Annotated in this window: 21 protein-coding genes and 1 riboswitch; of the genes, 8 read left to right on the top strand and 13 right to left on the bottom strand. The window is 44.4% G+C overall.

Annotated elements, in window-relative coordinates; translation table 11 throughout:
* Nucleotides 1–8: 8 nt before the first annotated feature.
* Nucleotides 9–1,172 carry a threonine/serine exporter family protein gene (locus AC6R00_RS10210; RefSeq protein ID WP_171319841.1) on the bottom strand — a complete coding sequence of 388 codons (1,164 nt, stop codon included), beginning with the start codon at nucleotides 1,170–1,172 and terminating at the stop codon, nucleotides 9–11.
* Nucleotides 1,173–1,641: 469 nt separating this feature from the next.
* Between AC6R00_RS10210 and AC6R00_RS10205 the strand changes: the two genes are divergently transcribed.
* Complete coding sequence (locus tag AC6R00_RS10205) at nucleotides 1,642–2,007, top strand: NADH:ubiquinone oxidoreductase (protein WP_500640332.1); 366 nt, start codon at nucleotides 1,642–1,644, stop codon at nucleotides 2,005–2,007.
* Nucleotides 2,008–2,202: 195 nt separating this feature from the next.
* Nucleotides 2,203–3,369, top strand: coding sequence for a serine hydrolase (locus tag AC6R00_RS10200; protein ID WP_500640331.1), 1,167 nt, complete (start codon nucleotides 2,203–2,205; stop codon nucleotides 3,367–3,369).
* A 58-nt stretch (nucleotides 3,370–3,427) separates the two neighbouring features.
* On the opposite strand, the gene gbpA is transcribed toward AC6R00_RS10200, so the two are convergent.
* Nucleotides 3,428–4,885 (bottom strand): N-acetylglucosamine-binding protein GbpA, encoded by a 1,458-nt coding sequence (gene gbpA, locus AC6R00_RS10195; protein ID WP_500640407.1) that lies wholly within the window; start codon nucleotides 4,883–4,885, stop codon nucleotides 3,428–3,430.
* A 71-nt stretch (nucleotides 4,886–4,956) separates the two neighbouring features.
* A riboswitch (cyclic di-GMP riboswitch) is annotated at nucleotides 4,957–5,044 on the bottom strand.
* A 372-nt stretch (nucleotides 5,045–5,416) separates the two neighbouring features.
* Here gbpA and AC6R00_RS10190 point away from each other — a divergent pair.
* From AC6R00_RS10190 to AC6R00_RS10175, 4 genes are all read left to right on the top strand, one after another.
* Nucleotides 5,417–5,770 (top strand): helix-turn-helix domain-containing protein, encoded by a 354-nt coding sequence (locus AC6R00_RS10190; protein ID WP_069668320.1) that lies wholly within the window; start codon nucleotides 5,417–5,419, stop codon nucleotides 5,768–5,770.
* Nucleotides 5,771–5,864: 94 nt separating this feature from the next.
* Nucleotides 5,865–6,536, top strand: coding sequence for a DUF3313 domain-containing protein (locus AC6R00_RS10185; RefSeq protein ID WP_500640330.1), 672 nt, complete (start codon nucleotides 5,865–5,867; stop codon nucleotides 6,534–6,536).
* Between the two features lie 12 nt (nucleotides 6,537–6,548).
* Nucleotides 6,549–6,764: a DUF3820 family protein gene (locus AC6R00_RS10180; protein WP_004748751.1), complete on the top strand. Its 216-nt coding sequence runs from the start codon at nucleotides 6,549–6,551 to the stop codon at nucleotides 6,762–6,764.
* A 41-nt stretch (nucleotides 6,765–6,805) separates the two neighbouring features.
* The gene (locus tag AC6R00_RS10175; protein ID WP_500640329.1) at nucleotides 6,806–7,048 is read left to right on the top strand and encodes a hypothetical protein; all 243 of its coding nucleotides are present in this window, start codon (nucleotides 6,806–6,808) and stop codon (nucleotides 7,046–7,048) included.
* Nucleotides 7,049–7,250: 202 nt separating this feature from the next.
* Here AC6R00_RS10175 and AC6R00_RS10170 read toward each other — a convergent pair whose 3' ends face one another.
* Complete coding sequence (locus AC6R00_RS10170; RefSeq protein WP_500640328.1) at nucleotides 7,251–8,084, bottom strand: LysR family transcriptional regulator; 834 nt, start codon at nucleotides 8,082–8,084, stop codon at nucleotides 7,251–7,253.
* 177 nt (nucleotides 8,085–8,261) lie between these two features.
* On the opposite strand from AC6R00_RS10170, the gene AC6R00_RS10165 reads away from it, so the two are divergent.
* Nucleotides 8,262–8,921 carry an FMN-dependent NADH-azoreductase gene (locus AC6R00_RS10165; RefSeq protein WP_500640327.1) on the top strand — a complete coding sequence of 220 codons (660 nt, stop codon included), beginning with the start codon at nucleotides 8,262–8,264 and terminating at the stop codon, nucleotides 8,919–8,921.
* 228 nt (nucleotides 8,922–9,149) lie between these two features.
* On the opposite strand, the gene AC6R00_RS10160 is transcribed toward AC6R00_RS10165, so the two are convergent.
* The gene (locus AC6R00_RS10160) at nucleotides 9,150–9,773 is read right to left on the bottom strand and encodes a glutathione S-transferase family protein (RefSeq protein ID WP_500640326.1); all 624 of its coding nucleotides are present in this window, start codon (nucleotides 9,771–9,773) and stop codon (nucleotides 9,150–9,152) included.
* 99 nt (nucleotides 9,774–9,872) lie between these two features.
* Here AC6R00_RS10160 and AC6R00_RS10155 point away from each other — a divergent pair, with 99 nt between their 5' ends.
* A complete protein-coding gene (locus AC6R00_RS10155; protein WP_500640325.1) occupies nucleotides 9,873–10,766 on the top strand; it encodes a LysR family transcriptional regulator in 894 nt (297 codons plus the stop codon).
* A gap of 167 nt (nucleotides 10,767–10,933) precedes the next feature.
* Here AC6R00_RS10155 and AC6R00_RS10150 read toward each other — a convergent pair whose 3' ends face one another.
* The 9 genes from AC6R00_RS10150 to AC6R00_RS10110 all read right to left on the bottom strand — a co-directional run bounded on the left by AC6R00_RS10150 (nucleotide 10,934) and on the right by AC6R00_RS10110 (nucleotide 17,452).
* Entirely contained in the window at nucleotides 10,934–11,272 is a 339-nt protein-coding gene (locus AC6R00_RS10150; protein ID WP_500640324.1) for a cytosolic protein, read from the bottom strand.
* 69 nt (nucleotides 11,273–11,341) lie between these two features.
* Nucleotides 11,342–12,211 (bottom strand): RNA polymerase sigma factor, encoded by an 870-nt coding sequence (locus AC6R00_RS10145; RefSeq protein ID WP_500640323.1) that lies wholly within the window; start codon nucleotides 12,209–12,211, stop codon nucleotides 11,342–11,344.
* 61 nt (nucleotides 12,212–12,272) lie between these two features.
* Nucleotides 12,273–12,584, bottom strand: a complete 312-nt coding sequence (locus AC6R00_RS10140; RefSeq protein WP_500640322.1) for a sigma factor — start codon at nucleotides 12,582–12,584, stop codon at nucleotides 12,273–12,275.
* A gap of 3 nt (nucleotides 12,585–12,587) precedes the next feature.
* On the bottom strand, nucleotides 12,588–12,947 hold the full coding sequence (locus AC6R00_RS10135; protein WP_239852875.1) for a YciI family protein: 360 nt from the start codon (nucleotides 12,945–12,947) through the stop codon (nucleotides 12,588–12,590).
* Between the two features lie 325 nt (nucleotides 12,948–13,272).
* Nucleotides 13,273–14,004, bottom strand: coding sequence for a dienelactone hydrolase family protein (locus tag AC6R00_RS10130; RefSeq protein ID WP_500640321.1), 732 nt, complete (start codon nucleotides 14,002–14,004; stop codon nucleotides 13,273–13,275).
* A 101-nt stretch (nucleotides 14,005–14,105) separates the two neighbouring features.
* A complete protein-coding gene (gene yiaY, locus AC6R00_RS10125; RefSeq protein WP_500640320.1) occupies nucleotides 14,106–15,254 on the bottom strand; it encodes an L-threonine dehydrogenase in 1,149 nt (382 codons plus the stop codon).
* A gap of 290 nt (nucleotides 15,255–15,544) precedes the next feature.
* Nucleotides 15,545–16,195 (bottom strand): isoprenoid biosynthesis glyoxalase ElbB, encoded by a 651-nt coding sequence (elbB, locus tag AC6R00_RS10120; protein WP_500640319.1) that lies wholly within the window; start codon nucleotides 16,193–16,195, stop codon nucleotides 15,545–15,547.
* Between the two features lie 69 nt (nucleotides 16,196–16,264).
* Nucleotides 16,265–16,399, bottom strand: coding sequence for a hypothetical protein (locus AC6R00_RS10115; protein ID WP_500640318.1), 135 nt, complete (start codon nucleotides 16,397–16,399; stop codon nucleotides 16,265–16,267).
* 135 nt (nucleotides 16,400–16,534) lie between these two features.
* On the bottom strand, nucleotides 16,535–17,452 hold the full coding sequence (locus AC6R00_RS10110) for a LysR family transcriptional regulator (RefSeq protein ID WP_500640317.1): 918 nt from the start codon (nucleotides 17,450–17,452) through the stop codon (nucleotides 16,535–16,537).
* Between the last annotated feature and the right edge of the window lie 11 nt (nucleotides 17,453–17,463).

The raw sequence follows: 17,463 nt of genomic DNA, 5'->3' as shown, positions 1-17,463 counted from the left end.
ACGACAAACTACCTTTCTATCTTAGGTGAATAGATAGAGTATGCGGTGATTTGGCCTGCGACGATGGCTGAGAACATAAACAGTGCGGAAAGGCCAATACTTGGTATAGGCAGCACTGACTGCTCAAACACCGATTGACTTGCGCTGACTAATACTCGGCTTCCTGGAACTAAAATGATGATCCCTTGTACTATGTATATCGAACCGGTGAGATCCATTTTTTTGGCCACCCAAGTGCCATACAAAGTAATCAGCACTGTCGTAACCCAAGTACCCACAACCCAACCACTCTCAAAGCCTAGATAAAATGGCCCCCACATTCCTAGGGCTGCAACAGGCAAACCAAGCAAAATGTCTGTAGGGCGTGCATTGAAGATGATGCCAAGCGAGATGGAGATTAGGAACAAACCGGAAATATGCAGCCAAGTCGGTACTTCATTAGTGTAATCAATGGATGCTGCTTGCCCCCAAACGGCTTCACCAATATTGAGCCCCATAACAATACCGACAAACAGCTTGATAAGCGTCAGCGCACTTTGTCCCAACAGACTTGTGCCTGAAACGAGATCATTAAACGCGAGACACTCTAGCGAGTTTGCGATGGAAAGTCCGGGGACGAAGAGAACAATGGCAGCGATACACAAAGCCCAAACGGGGACGGCAGCACCTGTACTCGCAAACCAAGCAACCAGCATCCCAGTGATAAGCGCTGCAATAAACTCAACCGCTATTGAACGGCGAGCTTTGCAAATCTGTTGAGCGCCCCATACCAGAAAACCTAACAAGACAGAGAACAAAACCGCATCTAGCGTGCTGCCAACGAGCATTAGGTACGCAGGCGGGATGCCCATATTAGCCAGCGCGATAATCCACTTAGGGTAACCCACAGGCTCTGGCACGGGCTCGCTGCTTGGCTGGTTGATTCTGATGATGGTATTGGCAAGCAAACTTAAGTTAATTGATGCAGGCTGGTGGCGCTTCATCACTACCGCATTATTGTCATCAGGAAACTGATAGTTAACGGTCGTCGGAGTGGCTTGGATCATAACATCCACCCCATGTTTACGAGCATAAAACTGAGTGTATTTCTCAAGTTTGTATGGCGCACAGCCACTGCGGTGAAGGGTATCGCCGATCTCGACTATCTTCTTAATTCGGTACTGGGAAGGCATGGTATGTGATACGTATAAATCTGTGACGCAAAGGTACCAAAGCCCTTCTAATGAGACGAGACACAATGCAGTGAACAGTGGTTAAGCTCACACAAAAAAGTTATCCCTCATGCCTGTATCTTGTCGATTTTCGAAAACTAAGTTTTTGGACTCATAAGTTTGTCAATTTGACTGCACATTTAGTGTTCTCATTCACATATATCGAAATAATTTAAACTGTAACAATTGTTATTTGTCTGTAACATTTGAAAGCTAACCTTTTATGTTATTACCCTAAGTGTAAGTATACAAAGAATCCTTATTAAATAGATATTTAACAAGTTATTTACAAATGGCTTGTCTATGAAATCTGTGTAATAAATAGACAAAAATACTGCTTGAATTTAAAACTAGATGGGTGAAAATATACGCAAAATGAGTTTGCAGAAATGAAAGGAAGCTTTTTCTAGTTTTAAGAGCGAGACAAAATATGAAACTATTCATTATCTTCATGGTGTCGATTTCCGCGGGTGTCGCGTCAGCAGATCACCTTCATTCATTCTTGCTTGGTCTTTACGTTTCTACTCTTGCGGTCGGTAGCTGCTACTGGTTTGCATTCCGCAGTAGTCGTTTCCCACAGCTAGCACTTCTGCTATTGCTTTGTGGTCTATTCTCTAAAATCGCAGTGACGGTTGCGGGCGTATCTTGGGGAATCTCGCAAGACCTTATTAGCTCACCACTAGTATTCTCACTCTCGTACTTGTTCTTCTCACTTGTCGCAAGCTATGTTTGGTTTGTTTACCGCGAGAAGCTAATGGCAAAAAAGAAAGCCCGCGAAGAGCTAAAAGCCGCTTAATAGAAAACTAAGCCAAAAGATTACAAAACCAGCGTTTCGGCGCTGGTTTTTTTGTATCTAATTCCGTCATCTAGGTAAATATTTACCAAAATTCCTACTGAATAGTAACGATTGATGTCAAAGCTGCTGATTCTATTGCGAGGTTGTCTATACTGAGGTCGTTACTCAATCATTTAAAGTGAGACGTCGCATATCATGACCACGCGTTTTCTAAAATTCACCGCGCTTCTTTCGACATTTTCTCTTTCATTTGGTGCGTTTGCCGCACCTACCATTATTCCTGATCCTCCGACATTAGGCGCTAAAGGGTATATCTTGATCGATTACCATACTGGTGCCGTGTTGGTGGAGAAAAATGCGGACAAGAAGCTTAACCCTGCGAGCTTAACCAAGCTGATGACGGCTTACGTAGCTGGTCAAGAAGTGAAAAGCGGTAATATTTCTCTCGACGATCAAGTTCGTATTAGCCGGAAAGCTTGGGCGAAGAACTTCCCTGATTCTTCAAAAATGTTTATCGAAGTAGGGACAGAGGTTCCACTCATCGACTTGTACCGTGGTTTGATTGTTCAATCCGGTAATGATGCCAGTGTGGCTATTGCTGAACACGTAGCGGGCAGTGAAGGCGCATTTGTTAGCCTAATGAATAGCTGGTCGCAAAAGCTTGGTCTTGATAACACTGGCTACACTAATCCACATGGCTTAGATAGCGACGGCTTGTATTCAACACCGCATGATATTGCTTTGCTAAGTCAAGCCATCATTCGCGATTTGCCTGACATCTATTCGCTGTACAGTGAGACTTCTTACACTTACAACGGCATTACCCAGTACAACCGCAATGGCCTGCTTAGAGATAGAAGCCTAAATGTTGATGGTATGAAAACCGGTTATACAAGTGGGGCAGGCTACAGCTTGGCGACATCAGCAACCAGTGGTGACATGCGTTTAATTTCGGTGGTGATGGGCTCCAGCAGTACTAAAAGCCGTGAGTCAGAAAGCAAACAATTACTGAGCTACGGTTTCAGGTTCTTTGATACTGTGTCTCCATCCAAAGTGACAGATACGTTAGCTGAAGCAAAAGTGTGGATGGGTAGTGAAGACCTCGTCTCTGTTGGCGTCGATAAACAAGTATTGATTACCCTACCAAAAGGCGATGCGAACAAGCTTAAAGCCGAGATTGAATACAATGGCGAGTTGGTGGCGCCAATCAGTCAGGGAGATGCTGTCGGGCAGGTGATCTACAGTATTGATGGCGAAGAGGTCGCAAGCGCAACATTGGTTGCTCAGCAAGATGTTGAAGAGGGCGGACTGTTCAAGAAGTTGTTAGATTGGTTTAAACGCCTAGTCTCAGGTTGGTTTTAACCATACCTAACATAAACAAGAGGATGCACTAGGCATCCTCTTTTTGTATATAAACGACTTACAGCTTGTTCCAAGCTGATTGCCAGTGAGAGCCAACTCCTGGTTCGTACTGTGTCGCCGATGGTGACCACTGTACACAGTAACCTGAGTATGGGAACTCTTTACACTGATAAACCGCGCCATCACTGGCTAAGACTTTAGTTCCCGCAGTGTAGCTTTCTAAGCCTTGTGGAAAGACAAAGTCGTAGTCACCAGGTGGTGGCGTTTGATCTTCTACTAGGTGGAAATCTAGCGTATTTTGGTCAATCACTTTACCTTGGTCGTCTTTGGTAACCACTACTAGCATATGATGCCCTGGCTCAGACTTAGATAGAGTCATCGTGGTGCTTTCAACTTCACCGTCTTTCAGCTCCTTCGAGTATGAAGCTAATGGTTCGCGGTGGTGGTTGTAGACAGTTAACTCAGCCGTTAAGTCGCCTGTGGCGGTTAGTGTCAGGTCAAGCTCTGTCGGTGACTCGCCAATTACGTACTCTGGGTGAAGCCCTACAACATCAAGGTCGTATTCTGGCTCTGGTGTTTCAAATTTATAGCCGATTTCAACGCTGTTTAGTCCTGATCCTGCTTTTAGGTAGACTGGGTTGGTTCCATAAACAGGGGTAAATTCGCCTTGGTCATTAAGCTGTCCGGCACGAATTTGGCTCTGCTCTTGGTTAATCTTACTGGCTAGAGCATAAGACCAGTTGCTTGCTTTACCTTGTTCGCTGTTTTGAATTACGAGTTCTGTGCTGTAAGACGAGTTCTCACCGCTGCTGTCAAACACACGGGTATAAACTGTATCGCCAACACTCAGATCGAGCGTAGGGTTGATCTGACCGCCTTGACTCCAATCAGGAATCACTGGGCCATCACCATCGAATTTCACGTCGACCACATTGTAGAATGAAGCTGCCGTATCGCCTACATCCCAAACTGCAAGGATCACTTGGTAACCTTCTCGCTCAGGAACGTTACAAAGGTGGCTAACACGTTTTGGCGGCTGAACCATTCCCCCATCGACAACACAGAAAGGCGTGAGGTCAAATGAACTGCGAGCGAGGGGCTGATTAGGGTTCCAATCCGCATTGGTGATGTAATATTTCCAGTCTTTAGTGACGTGATTGGCAGTGAAAGTCCACTCAAAGTACTGAGAGCCCGATTTGATAGGTCGTTTAACCCAACGGTCAGCGGTTTGCTCATCCAACGCCGCTGCTAGCGAGGTTTCAGCGCTGGCAATTTTACCATCGCGTGGGCCTGTTTCAGGGAAGCCGTCTGGCCCTTCTACGCTTTGCGGTTCATATTGAATAGCACCACAGTTGGTGTTCTTTTCGTTTGTGTCACTGGTTGGGAATTTACAAAGTGCCGCACGGCCTTCAGCAACACCATTTTCGTACGCTGAAACGTACCCATGGCCGAAGCTAGCACCGCTCACACTAAGTAGAGCTAACGCAATGAGTGATTTGTTTGGGAGTTTGTTCATCATTTGTCCTTATCTATGGATAACAAAAAAGATGACACTCCGGCACGCGAAACATCTAGCGAGACTCGCTAAATGGCAACCCCGCTATCATAGACATAAGATGTCGACAGACCGGTGGCTTTGCGTCCTAACCTTTCGGATAGTTTGCCTGAAGTGCAGCCTATACTTGCCTCACTATATTGTTAAATTACAAAGTACTGAGTTTTGTATAAGCAGGCGAAATGTAGCTAACGCGATCCAGAAAAGCTAAGCCTAAAATGAAAATGTGGAATGACAATCCCGAACTGGATTTCTTGTCGCAAATTAACTTGCTAATTACATATTGATTAAACTGTTAACTTATTGAAATTGATTAATTAAATGGGTTAATTGATGTGTTTTGTGAATGTTTTTGGGTGGTTTAATTTTGACTTGTGCTTCGTTTGACTGACGCCTAGCAGACAAAGCTTTGACTTTCACTTACCAAGCTCTGACAACGTTAAGTACCAAAACAACGACAATCCACCCCAAAATGTTATACAAGGAATCACGATGGAATTTACCGACAAAGATAGAGAGGCGCTCTACCAAATCTGGATGTCGAAAAAATCGAAAATGCGACTCACTCAGATGGAATTTGCCAAAAAGCTTGGGATGAATCAGCTCAGTTTTTCTCGCGTATTAAGAGGTGAGACACCGCTTACTATGTCTTTCGTGAGCCATTTTTGTCGACTTCTTCATTTAGAGCCCAAAAATGTGGTTCCAAGCCTAAAAGAAACCAATGAGCATGGACCAAAGGTGGTGTATCTGCAAAGTCGCATGAGTGTCGATGGTGAAATTCAAAATGCCTACATTGAAGGCAATCAAGTGATCGTGGAATACGCGCACACAGTGCATCCTTCCTGAACCTAATATAACCAATTTGAATAGAATACAATTGGACATCTAAATATCATATAGTATAGCATTCTGGTTTCAAATATAAACTAGAGTGCTTTACATGAAATCTTTCAAGGTCTTGCTTTTGATCGTGGTGAGCGTATTCGTGGTTGGATGTGCTGGTGGGCCTGTTCAACGCGCCACTAAATTTACCAGTTATGAGGACTTTCGAGCAGGGCCTGAAGGCGGTGTCGATTTAGTATGGGCTCGAATTGGTCTAAGAGACGCAAAACGATTAAGCGAAAAGCTTGATGAGTTCGATTCGGTAGTGATTGACCAAGTGTTTGTCGTTACAGACGAAAGCACGCTAGATAAAGAAGAAACCCAAGAGCTGACTGATTACATGGTCGCCCGTCTGACCGAGAAAATCTCCCTTAATAAACAAGTTGTCTCAGAGCCGACAGGGAAGACGCTGCGTCTGAGTATCGCATTGAGTAATGTTGAAACTCCGAATCCAGTACTGGCGGTTACGAGCAGCGTACTGCCATTTGGTTTAGCCATCTCAACTATTTCCAAAGTCACCACTGGCGAGCATACCAATGTGGGTAGCGCGAGTGTTGAGTTGCTTGTTAGTGATGCGCAGGACGGGACGCCACTATTTGCCGCCATTGACAGAGAGGCCGGAAACAAAGACTTTTCTACGATGATTGACTCGCTTGATGATGCGAAAGACGCGATTAACTATTGGGTAGAGCGATTAGGTGTTACTCTACAAGGCTGGGAACAGCCATAGAAAACCTTAGCAATGCTTGAAAAAGAAAATCTAATTAAACTTGCACGAATGCAAATGCCGTTTGGTAAGTACGCTGGTCGCGTGCTTATCGACTTACCAGAAGAGTACTTACTTTGGTTTGATAAAAAGGGCTTTCCGAATGGGGAGCTAGGCGATCTCCTCAAGCTATGCTTAGCGCTAAAGATCGAAGGATTAGATAGCGTGGTTAAGCCCTTAAAGCGCATGTAACCTTCCACAATCGCTCCCTATATTTAATTTAAAGACGTACTATGAATTTTGATATCGATGCACTGAGACATCACCAACTGGTCGAAGACGGTCAACTAGAGGGTTGTTACATTCATCAACCTGCTCAAGGTAGTCAGCAAGATGACAAAGCCGTTTTGGCAGAGCGCCGAACGTTAGAAAAGATGGGATACAAGGTAGTGCAGGTTGAGGCTAAAGGCAGAACAACCACGTTTGCCGAGGCGATGCAAAAGTTTGCGAAAAAGAGTGGTCATCAGGCCATCTAATCAGCGAAAGAAGCTAATGTTGCATCCTTAAACTCCCTCAAGATAGCTCCTGACTTATAAAAAGAGTCAGACCGAAAGGCTGACTCTTTTTTCCTCTATCGTGAGTTGAATTATTACCCACTTATATCCTGTCAAGACTCGCTTTCCAAAAGCCATTTGAAATCAAAGGGGTGATAAATAGATACGAGAAAAGTTAGGTCACTCAGTTTATCAATTCTTCTAGCCATTCTATGAACATGAAGTTATGTCGAGAAAGGCGCTTTTCTTTGTTGGCGATGTAATAACAAAGCCGAGAACTGATGGCTAGGGTGTTCATCTCCTTCAATACTCCCGCCTTTAAATAACCTTGAGTCAGCGTGCGTGAACAGAATACATATGCGTTTTCCAGCAATGCTTGCTGGACTCCAAATAACTCTTGGTCGAAATGTTTCACTTGAATGTGCTTATTCAGTAAACCGTTGATTTTCAACCATGATTGCAATGGTACTTGGGGTAGGTTGCTATTTTTCCAATCAGTGGTGTAAATCGTTATTGGCTCAGTTTGTCGAAATGTAGCCTTGGTGGAGGGGCCAAATAGATTAAACTCTTCGAACTTGATGATATCCGAGCTTGATTGCTTGTCAGTTTCACCGAGTCGGATGGGTAAGGTGAAGTTGTTAGTATCTAGGCTCTCACCACTGGTGATGTTCACCTGAATATTGGGATAGCGCGTATAAAACGCTTGAAGTGCGGGGATCAGAACCAAAGCCGCAAATGATGACGTCGTAGTAACATTGATTTGTTTGTCTTTGGTGGTGATTTTTTCGATCGCCGATTCTATCGACTGAAATCCAAAACTAGTCGCGAGAGCGAGTTCTTTACCGAGTGCGGTTAACTCAACTTTTCTGGTAGTACGTGTGAATAAGGTAACATTTAGGCGCTGCTCAAGTTTATTTATATGATGTGATACTGCTGTTGGGGAAATTGATAATTCAGCAGCTGCGGCCTTGAAACTGCCGAGCCTGGCAGCCGACTCAAAGGCTTTAAGTGCAGGCAAAGAAACTTGCATGATTGTTACTCGTCAAACAATGAAATGAAAAAATAGATGAATTCTACTCATCTGTAAACGCATTTTACTTGTTTGTGATTTACTACATTAAACAGAAAAATGGTTAGTGGTTTAAACGAACAGAAGAGAGCAAAGATGAGTGTTATTCTGCACATAGATTCAAGTGTGAGATCAATCAAGAATGCAAACCCGCAACATGACTCCATTTCAAAAAAGCTAGCCAAAAGATTTATCACACAGTTCAAAGATCTAGCTGTGATTGATGAGTATATTTATCGTGATGTTGGCTTGAACCCTCCGCCGTTCATTACTCAGGACTGGATAGGTGCAGTGTTTACCCCTGAGCAACAAAGAACCGATCTGCAGCAACAGGTTTTGGCGCTTTCAGACGCGTTTGTTGATGAAATCGAAAAAGCCAATATCATCGTTATTTCGTCGCCAATGTATAATTATGGTATGCCCGCGCAGTTAAAGGCGTGGTTTGATCAAATCATACGCGTCAACAAAACCTTTGACTTTGATTTATCTCGTGGTGACCAGCCCTTGGCACCTCTTTTGTCTGATAAGGTTTTGGTCATAGTAACTTCATGTGGTGAGTTTGGCTTCGAGCAGGGGGGGATCAATGAGACATCCAGTCATCTGGTCCCGCATCTACGTACTTTAAGCAAGTATTTAGGTGTGGCTGAGATTTACGAGATAGTGTCCGAGTATCAGGAGTTTGCTGACAATAGACATGAAAAATCATTGCAAATGGCAGAATTGAAAGCCGATAAATTCGCGTTTATGTTGGCCAAAAGGGAGAAACAAAGGCTCACAGCAGGTTAGCCAAGATGCAAATACCTTATTTTATTCAAGAGATCACTGTGCGATTTGTAATACATCATTAAGGAGGCGATTCTTTTTCATCAGTCATTGCTCACCAGCAGAGAGACGGTGTCGTTGAGAGTGCAGATCCAGTTAATGAGGATAGGGGCACTTTGTTTCATAGTCAAATCAAGTGCCTAATTACGATTAGCGAAATTTAAGGAAAAATGACATGAGCATTTCCATCCCTCATGAGAGGATTGACGAATCCGACATGGAGCGTTGCATAGGAACAAAACCAGTCAGTGCTTCGACTCGTTTGAGCCAAGCTTTCACTTCAGGGAAGTCAATGAGGCTTATACCGCCCTCCGGTGCTAGCTTGATGTAACTGTAAAGGGCTAAATCTGCAATCGTTGGCCGTGTACCAACTAGCCATTGGCGACCATTCTGATAGCCCTCGAGTTGCTTGAGTAGTTTATACGATTCTCGAGTGAGTGGAGCGGCATCGATACCTTGATTAAACAAATTTGCCGCCCGCAGCTTTGCGATCGATCCAGCTAGGCGATGAGCGGCAAGGGAAAGAAACTGCTCAATATTGGCTCGTGCTTGGGGTGACTCTGGCAGCCACTGCCGTTCTTTATCATAAACGGTGGCCAGATAAACCAATATTGCGTTTGAATCAGAAATGATAATGTCGTCATCGACTAATACTGGTATTTGACCAAAGGGGTTAAGGGACAAAAAATCAGGTTGTTGGTGTTCTCCGGCCGGCAAATCGACGGGAATAAGCTCAAAACTCAATTTGAGCATACTTAGTAGCATGTGCGCTCGGTGTGCATGGCCTGATAGGTGGTGCCAGTATAGTTTTAGCATTGTATTCTCCTTAATGTTGGTTGTGATATTTAAGAACAACTTGCGAAGAAGAAAAACCCCGCTAACATGGAATGATAATTTCCAGTATGTTGACAATGTATGGACACTATTGATGGTATGAGAACAGTTGTCGCAGTAATCGAGACCGGTTCTTTTACTGCTGCTTCAGAACGTTTAGGTATTTCTAAATCCTTAACTTCCAAATACGTTAACCGGGTTGAAGCGCAGCTCGGTGTAAAGTTGTTTCATCGAACGACCAGAAAGCTTTCAGTTAATCAGGCGGGCCATGAATACTATCTTCAAGCACAGCGGGTTTTGGTGCAACTAGACAAGCTTCACTGCCAGCTCCATTCTGAAAAAAAAGAAATTTCAGGGCCTTTACGTGTCACAGCTTCACAGAGCTTTGCTGAGGAGCTATTAAGTCCAATTATTTCTGAGTTTCATGTTCGATACCCAGATATCCAGATTGAACTTATAGTGACCAACCAAAAACTGAACTTAGTGGAACAAGCTATCGACATTGCTTTTCGTGCCAGTGAACTAGAAGACTCAGACTTCCGGTATCGTAAGATCATGTCACTACAAAGTTCAGTGTATGCTGCTCCTGATTTGGCAAAACAGTGCGTGGAAGGGATTGAATTGTCACAGTTGCCTTGTTTGGTCGATAGCAACCTTCATCCAACCGCGCGGTGGCCTGTAGTCACTGCCTTAAAGAAGCGCAATGGTTGTCGTAGCCTTACCGTAAACACCGTTTTCAAAAGTAATAGCCCAAGGATGATACGTCAGTTAACGCTGTCAGCACTTGGAGCAAGCTATCAACCAGATATCATTGCTCTACCTTATGTGGAAAAAGGGCAACTTCAGAAGCTTGAAGTTGGTTTTAAAGCTTTGGAATATCCGTTGAATGCTCTCTATCGCGGAGGAGATGATCAGCCGGAACGAGTGAAAGTCTTTTTAGACTTTGTGATGGATAATCTCGGTACACGGAATTAATCACCATTCAAGTATTCTAGATTAACAAGATAGATAGACTTATCTGATACAAAGCAATCTACGCCAATACCCTAAGCCGCTTATATCTAGTATGGAGCTGGTTGATGTAGCTAGCTCATTCTTGCCTAGGTGGGCCAGTTGGCTGAGCACTACTTACCTAACAACTGTTAGTCCATTCGGGTAATAAAGGTTTGCTCGTCATCCACAAAAGCGACATAGCCGCCGTGATAAATAAACACCCGGCCGCGCCCCTCAACGATGCAGGCAAGCTGTGGGTTTAGATCTTCTTCGATGTTTTTGCTTTGAAATGTGCCCGTATCAGTGATGACGCCATTGAGTGAAGGCAAGTATCCATAAGTACGCTTGGCTTGATCAATCAGGCTCAATTCACTGGTGATAGAGAAGCAAGAGGGGATCGAACCAGCGTCTTCGATAAATATAGGTTTCAGCTCTTCAAAAGCGGTAATCACTAGCCAGTCGATGCCATTAACATGATGGATGAACATAGGGTTTCTCGGTAATTCTGATGCGCAGATTGTATCACTATCATGGGAGAACCCAATAGAGGGTTACGTTTAAGCGGCGTCACCCTGTGTCAATTCTCGTAATTTCAACTCTAAAAAAGCGCGGGTCGCCGTACTCGGCGATTTTTCAATGGCCAGTTTATAAAAAGTACAAGCCTCTGTTTTATGTCCTAGTTTTCTGAGAATATGCGCTCGTGCCGCGTACCAAGGTTGGTAATCTTTAAGGTCTTCTTTTATCTCGTCCAACCTTTTAAGTGCAAGTTCTGCACGCTCTGTTTCTGCAAACACTACTGCCCAGTTTAAGGCGACAACTGGAGTAGGTTCGAAGCGCCATAGTGATTGATAAAGCAAGGACATTTGAATCCAATCAGGGTTGGGTTTCATCATATGGCAGTCTGCAATAGCTGCCTTGATCTGAAAAGGGCCGGGTCGCCTTTTTTCGATAGCCTTGGAAAGGATGCATTGAGCTTCATCAATATCGTCTAGCAGCCATAATGTGCTGTCCTGTTCTTCAATAGGCACTATGGCACCACTAACATCGATTCGAGCTGTGCTTCTTGCATCAGTAAGTAGCATTAATGCCAAGATACCCTCTACTTCTGGTTCATTGGGTCGTAGTGTCATCAAAAGTCTCGCTAAAAAGATGCCCTCTTGGCATAGGGAACGTGGGCTCTTGTCTTCTGTTACATAGCCAGTGGTGAATATCAAATAGATGGTTTTAAGCACAGTTTCCAATCTGTCATCCAATTTGTCTTCATCTGGGGTCGAGAACGGAATGCCTTTGGCTTTAAGTGACGCTTTTGCGCGATACAGTCGCTGCCCCATGGTTTTTTCGTTATCTAGGAAAGCGGCGGCGATTTCCTTGGTCGTTAAATTGCAAACTGTACGTAGGGTCAACGCGATACGTGACTTTTCTTCCAAGGCTGGATGACAGCAGGTAAAGATGAGCTGTAAACGTTCGTCCGGAATGGCTTCATGAACGTCATACTCTAAGTCTGAGGCAAAATGGATCAGCTAGATCCACCGTTTTACGTTGCTCTCGTTGCACCCGACGAATCTGGTCTATTCCCTTATTTAAGCCGACTCTCATTAGCCAAGCCTTAGGGTTATGAGGCGGTCCGGACCGAGTCCAGTGTTTCAAGGCCGATATTGTTGCTTCCTGTAGGGCATCTTCTGCTAATTGAAAATCATTAAGGCGCGAAATAAGCCCCGCCAAAAGCAGTCCTCTGTCTTTATGCAAGAGATCATGAATAATACGATTGACAGTGATAGCTTTTGAAGAGGCGTTATTCATACGTTAATCTGCTTCACTATAATTCAGCAATGGACGAACCTCGATGGTGCCGAACTTAGCGACGGGAATGATTTCTGCGCATTTCAATGCGGCGTCCAAGTCGGGCACGTCAACGATATAGTATCCCCCCAAGTTTTCACGTGTTTCTGCAAAGGGACCGTCCATGGTTTCTACCTTACCGGAGTGGATTCTCAATGAAGTTGCAGTTTCTACCCCTTCCAATCCTTCGCCACCAACAAGTACGCCATCTTTTTCGAACGTCTCTGAGGTAAGGGCAAAATCTTCCATCATCTTGTCAAATTCAGGAGTACCAAATGCTGGCTCTTTATCTGGTGCAGCATAAAGCAAAAGCATATATTTCATCTTAATTTTCCTTCTGGTTTGTTGTTTCCTACTCAAGGACGTTTTCGCTTCGCCATTTTCGACACGAACTTAAAATTATTTTAACTCTGTGAATGAATGTACATTAGAACGTAGACTAAATAGCTATCAATGGTGAGATTTGTGCTAGGTGTCGTTTAAGTGTTTGATTGACAGGGTAGGGAAGGGAATATTTATGAAGCGCTCAGATATCTTTTCACGTGATGTTTAGCGTTAAAATTTGCAGGAATCGATCGCGTGGTTTAGTCACTGAAAAATGGTTGAGGATAAAAAGCCGACAGTAACGTCGGCTTATTTTGGTACAAATCTACTGGGTGGTGGCGGTTAAGAAGTTGGAAAAGCTTGCCCAAGACTTACGATCGGCATCTTCACGATACCTAGGGCTGCCAAAAACCGTAAAAGCGTGTGGGGCTCCGCTGTAGGTAATCATTTCGTGTTTTACGTTAGCCGTTTCTAGCTGTTCGGCTAACGAGGCGAATTGGGACATGGGAATCGCGCTATCAGCCGTGCCGTGAAGTACTAGAATAGGCGCAGTAGTTTGTGAGTAAGATTGCCCATCGGGTGTGCTTAGGCCACCGTGGAAGGTAACAAACCCTTTGGCATTCATTCCTGCTCGTGCAGATTCCAAGACAGCAGCACCACCAAAGCAGTATCCCATCACGACGACATTCTCGGCGTTTCCTCCCAAGGAAGCCGCAAAATCCAGACTACCTTGCATTAATGCACGAAGCTTCTCTCGATCTTTATAGAGTTCTCCGGTGTGTTGTTTCTTATCTTTCACTTCCGTTGGACGGACACCTTTGCCAAATAGGTCAGCAGCAAAAACGTTATAGCCCATCTCATTGAGCATTTGCGCTCTTTTCATTTCGTAGTCGGTAAGCCCATCCCAATCGTGGATAAGCAGAACGAGAGGAGCGCTATCACTCACTTTAGCCCAGTAACCTTCGTAATCATTACCTTTTACATTGTAAATTTTGTTTTCACCTGCCTGAGCAAGAAAGGTAAATAAAAGAAAAATAAGCCCAATTGTTGATTTCATAGAACACCTCCGTTGTCGTAGAAGTGTAGTACGCTATCAGATATTAAAGGGTACAAAAAAGCCTCCCGAAGGAGGCTTGAACTGTAAGGAAAAGAGTAGAATTACATCGCCGCTTCAAAGATCGCAGAGATCTCTTCATGCGTTGCTTGTTTAGGGTTAGTAAAGCCACATGCGTCTTTTAGGGCATTATCGGCTAGTACTGGAATGTCTTCAGATTTTGCACCTAACTCTTGGATACCTGCTGGAATACCCACATCTTTTGCAAGTGCCACAATGGCATTGATAGCGGCCTCAGCTCCTTGCTCAGCGTTCAATCCTTCTACTTCAACGCCCATTGCTTTCGCTACGTCGCGTAGACGTTCAGGGCAAACCTGCGCGTTGTAGCGTTGAACGTGTGGAAGAAGAATCGCGTTACATACACCATGTGGTAGGTCGTAGAATCCGCCTAACTGGTGCGCCATTGCGTGAACATAACCCAGAGAAGCGTTGTTAAATGCCATACCTGCCATGAACTGGGCATATGCCATCTGCTCGCGAGCTTCGATGTCGTCACCATTTTCTACGGCTTTACGTAGGTGTGCTTGAATTAGCTCGATTGCTTTAATCGCTACCGCGTCAGTGATAGGCGTAGCTGCGATTGACACATAGGCTTCTACAGCGTGAGTCAATGCGTCCATACCTGTTGCGGCAGTGAGTGAAGCGGGTTTAGCCAGCATCAGTTCAGGATCATTAACCGAAATCAGTGGCGTTGTGTGCTTATCAACAATAGCCATCTTAATGTGGCGCTCTTCGTCTGTAATGATACAGAAGCGGGTCATTTCAGATGCAGTACCCGCGGTAGTGTTGATTGCGATAAGTGGTAGCATTGGCTTCGCTGATTGGTCAACGCCTTCGTAGTCACCGATTTTTCCGCCATTTGAAGCGACCAAAGCGATACCTTTAGCACAGTCGTGTGGAGAGCCGCCGCCTAGAGAAATGACAAAGTCACACTCGTTGTCGGCAAGTAGTGATAAACCATCATTTACGTTGCTGATTGTTGGGTTTGGTTGAGTGCCATCAAATACTACAGTCTCAACATCACGCTCAGACAGCATGTCCTGTACTTGCTTAACCATGCCAATTTGGCTAAGAATTTTGTCTGTAACGATAAGACCTTTTTTGAAGCCTTGAGATTGGATGCTATCAGCAGCATCTTTTAGGCAGCCTGCGCCCATTAGGTTTACTGTAGGGATGAAAAATGCACTTGTCATTGGATTGCTCCATATTCTTATAGATTTAAAAACTGCATTTAGACTCGCATAACTATCCCATCAAAAATCTTGATCTTAGACAATTAACTCACCCAAAAGGGGTAGATTTGGCTGCAAAATGTGAAGTCAATCTAGTTGCATATTTATCGTATATAAACTTGTTAAATATTAGTGGGTTAGCGCAATCGTTTTCTCAACAGCAATTGGGGTTAAATAAGATTCATATTGCTTAATGAAAACTAAAAAGCCCCTATCCACAGAACATGAATAGGGGCCATAACTTAAGATAACTATGCGAGTTTTACTAAGCGCTCAACGAGCTTGTCGATACCACTTGCCGCTTGTGAAATATTCTCGGCCAGCATATAGGCAGGCGTTGATAGCACTAGATTTTGCTCATCTACGACAATGTCGTCCACGCAGCATTTGACGTGCTCACCACCTAAAGCGTTAAACGCGGCAGCGGTTGATTCGTCGTTACCGATAGTACCTTTAACTCCTTGATCGTAAATCATAGGAATTATCGCCGGAGCAATACAGAGGTAACCTGCGGGCTTGTTAGCTTGAGCGAAGGCGCGACACGCTGAGGCAACGTGAGTGTTGATGCTGCACTCAGCGCCACTCACGGCAAAATCAGTCAGGTTTTTTGCTGCACCGAACCCACCAGGTACCAGTAAAGCATCATAGTCCTCAACATTAAGCTTCGCGACATCCTCAATATTGCCCCGTGCAATACGCGCCGCTTCGACAAGAACATTGCGTCGCTCATCCATTTCTTCTCCTGTCTTATGATTAATGACATGGAGTTGATCAATATTAGGAGCAAAGCAATGCCATGAAGCACCTTGCTTTTCTACTGCGTGTAAAGCGAGCACGGATTCGTGAATTTCTGCACCATCGAATACCCCCGAGCCACTGAGAATAACTGCAATCTTTTTCATTTTATGTTCCCTTATAAACGTGCGCTAATAGGGTAGTAAAAATTGCTCGTTAGTGACCTGATGAGCCTCTCATTCTTCCAGTTCAAGTTCAGGAGCTGGCTCAGATTCACGTTCTAACTCTGGGCTATCTTCATGATCTTCTTCAGAATAGTTTTTTACGACGAACGGGATAAGCATGACACTAGATGGGAAAAATCGTTTCATTTCGAATGTCTCCTAGAACAGCTGGTATATCGCTATTCTGAACGGATGACAGTCGTTAAAATTTGTCTTACATCATTAACTGACTGAGAATGTCGACCAATGTAAAATTATGAGCTTAGTGTCACATTTGGCTTTCTAAGGTAGTAACCCTTCATCCCAATAGGGTGTTTCTGTTCCCAGTCGTTGGTTGATGAAATCAATAAAGGCTCTAACCTTGAGAGGCATGTGTTTCTTCTCTGGGAACACTGCATAGACGGCATGGCTCGGTAAAGCGTAGTCTGACAACACGACTTGTAAGTTACCTGCCGCAATATCTTTCCCTGCAATAAAGGTGGGCAGGTTTGCAATGCCACTTCCTCCAAGCACCGCTCGACGTATCGCTTCACTATTGTTGACCACCAAGCGACCTTTAGGAATGACTTTGAATTCGTTTCCCGCTGAGTGAAGGGACCATTCAGAACCACCGCGATAATAGCTGTATTGCAAACAACTGTGCTTGGAGAGATCGCTTGGTTTACTTGGTAAGCCGTGTTGAGATAAATAACCGGGTGCCGCGCAGAGGACGCTTCTACACGGCGCTAGACGTTTTGCAACCAAGTTGGAAAGAGGTAAGTGGCCGATTCGAATCCCAACATCAAATCTCTCAGCGACAAGATCTACCATGCGATCTTCTAGGTTAAGGTCAATTTCGACATCTGGATAGAGGGCTAGAAAGTCAGAAATGAGCGGGGCAATGTGTAGTACACCAAATGACATGGGCGCAGTTACTTTAAGCGTGCCTCTTGGGTTACCTTGGAGCTCAGTGACCGCATCAATACCTTGTTGCGCCAGTGAGAGCGATTGGACAACATAATCGTAATAGCGCTGGCCCGCTTCGGTTAGGCTAAGTTTGCGTGTAGTACGGTTAATGAGTCGAATACCTAGCTCATCTTCTAATTGGGTAATTCGCTTGCTTACCGCCGATTTGGTGATATTAAGTTTGCTGGCTGCGGTAGAAAAACTGCCACTTTCAACCACTGAAACAAAGATAGGAATCGCAGAAAAAGCTTGCATTGGTTGAGCTC

This window comes from Vibrio sp. R10-SF1-ISO8 (genome assembly GCF_059833805.1).
This window is presented reverse-complemented; position numbering and strand designations above follow the sequence as displayed.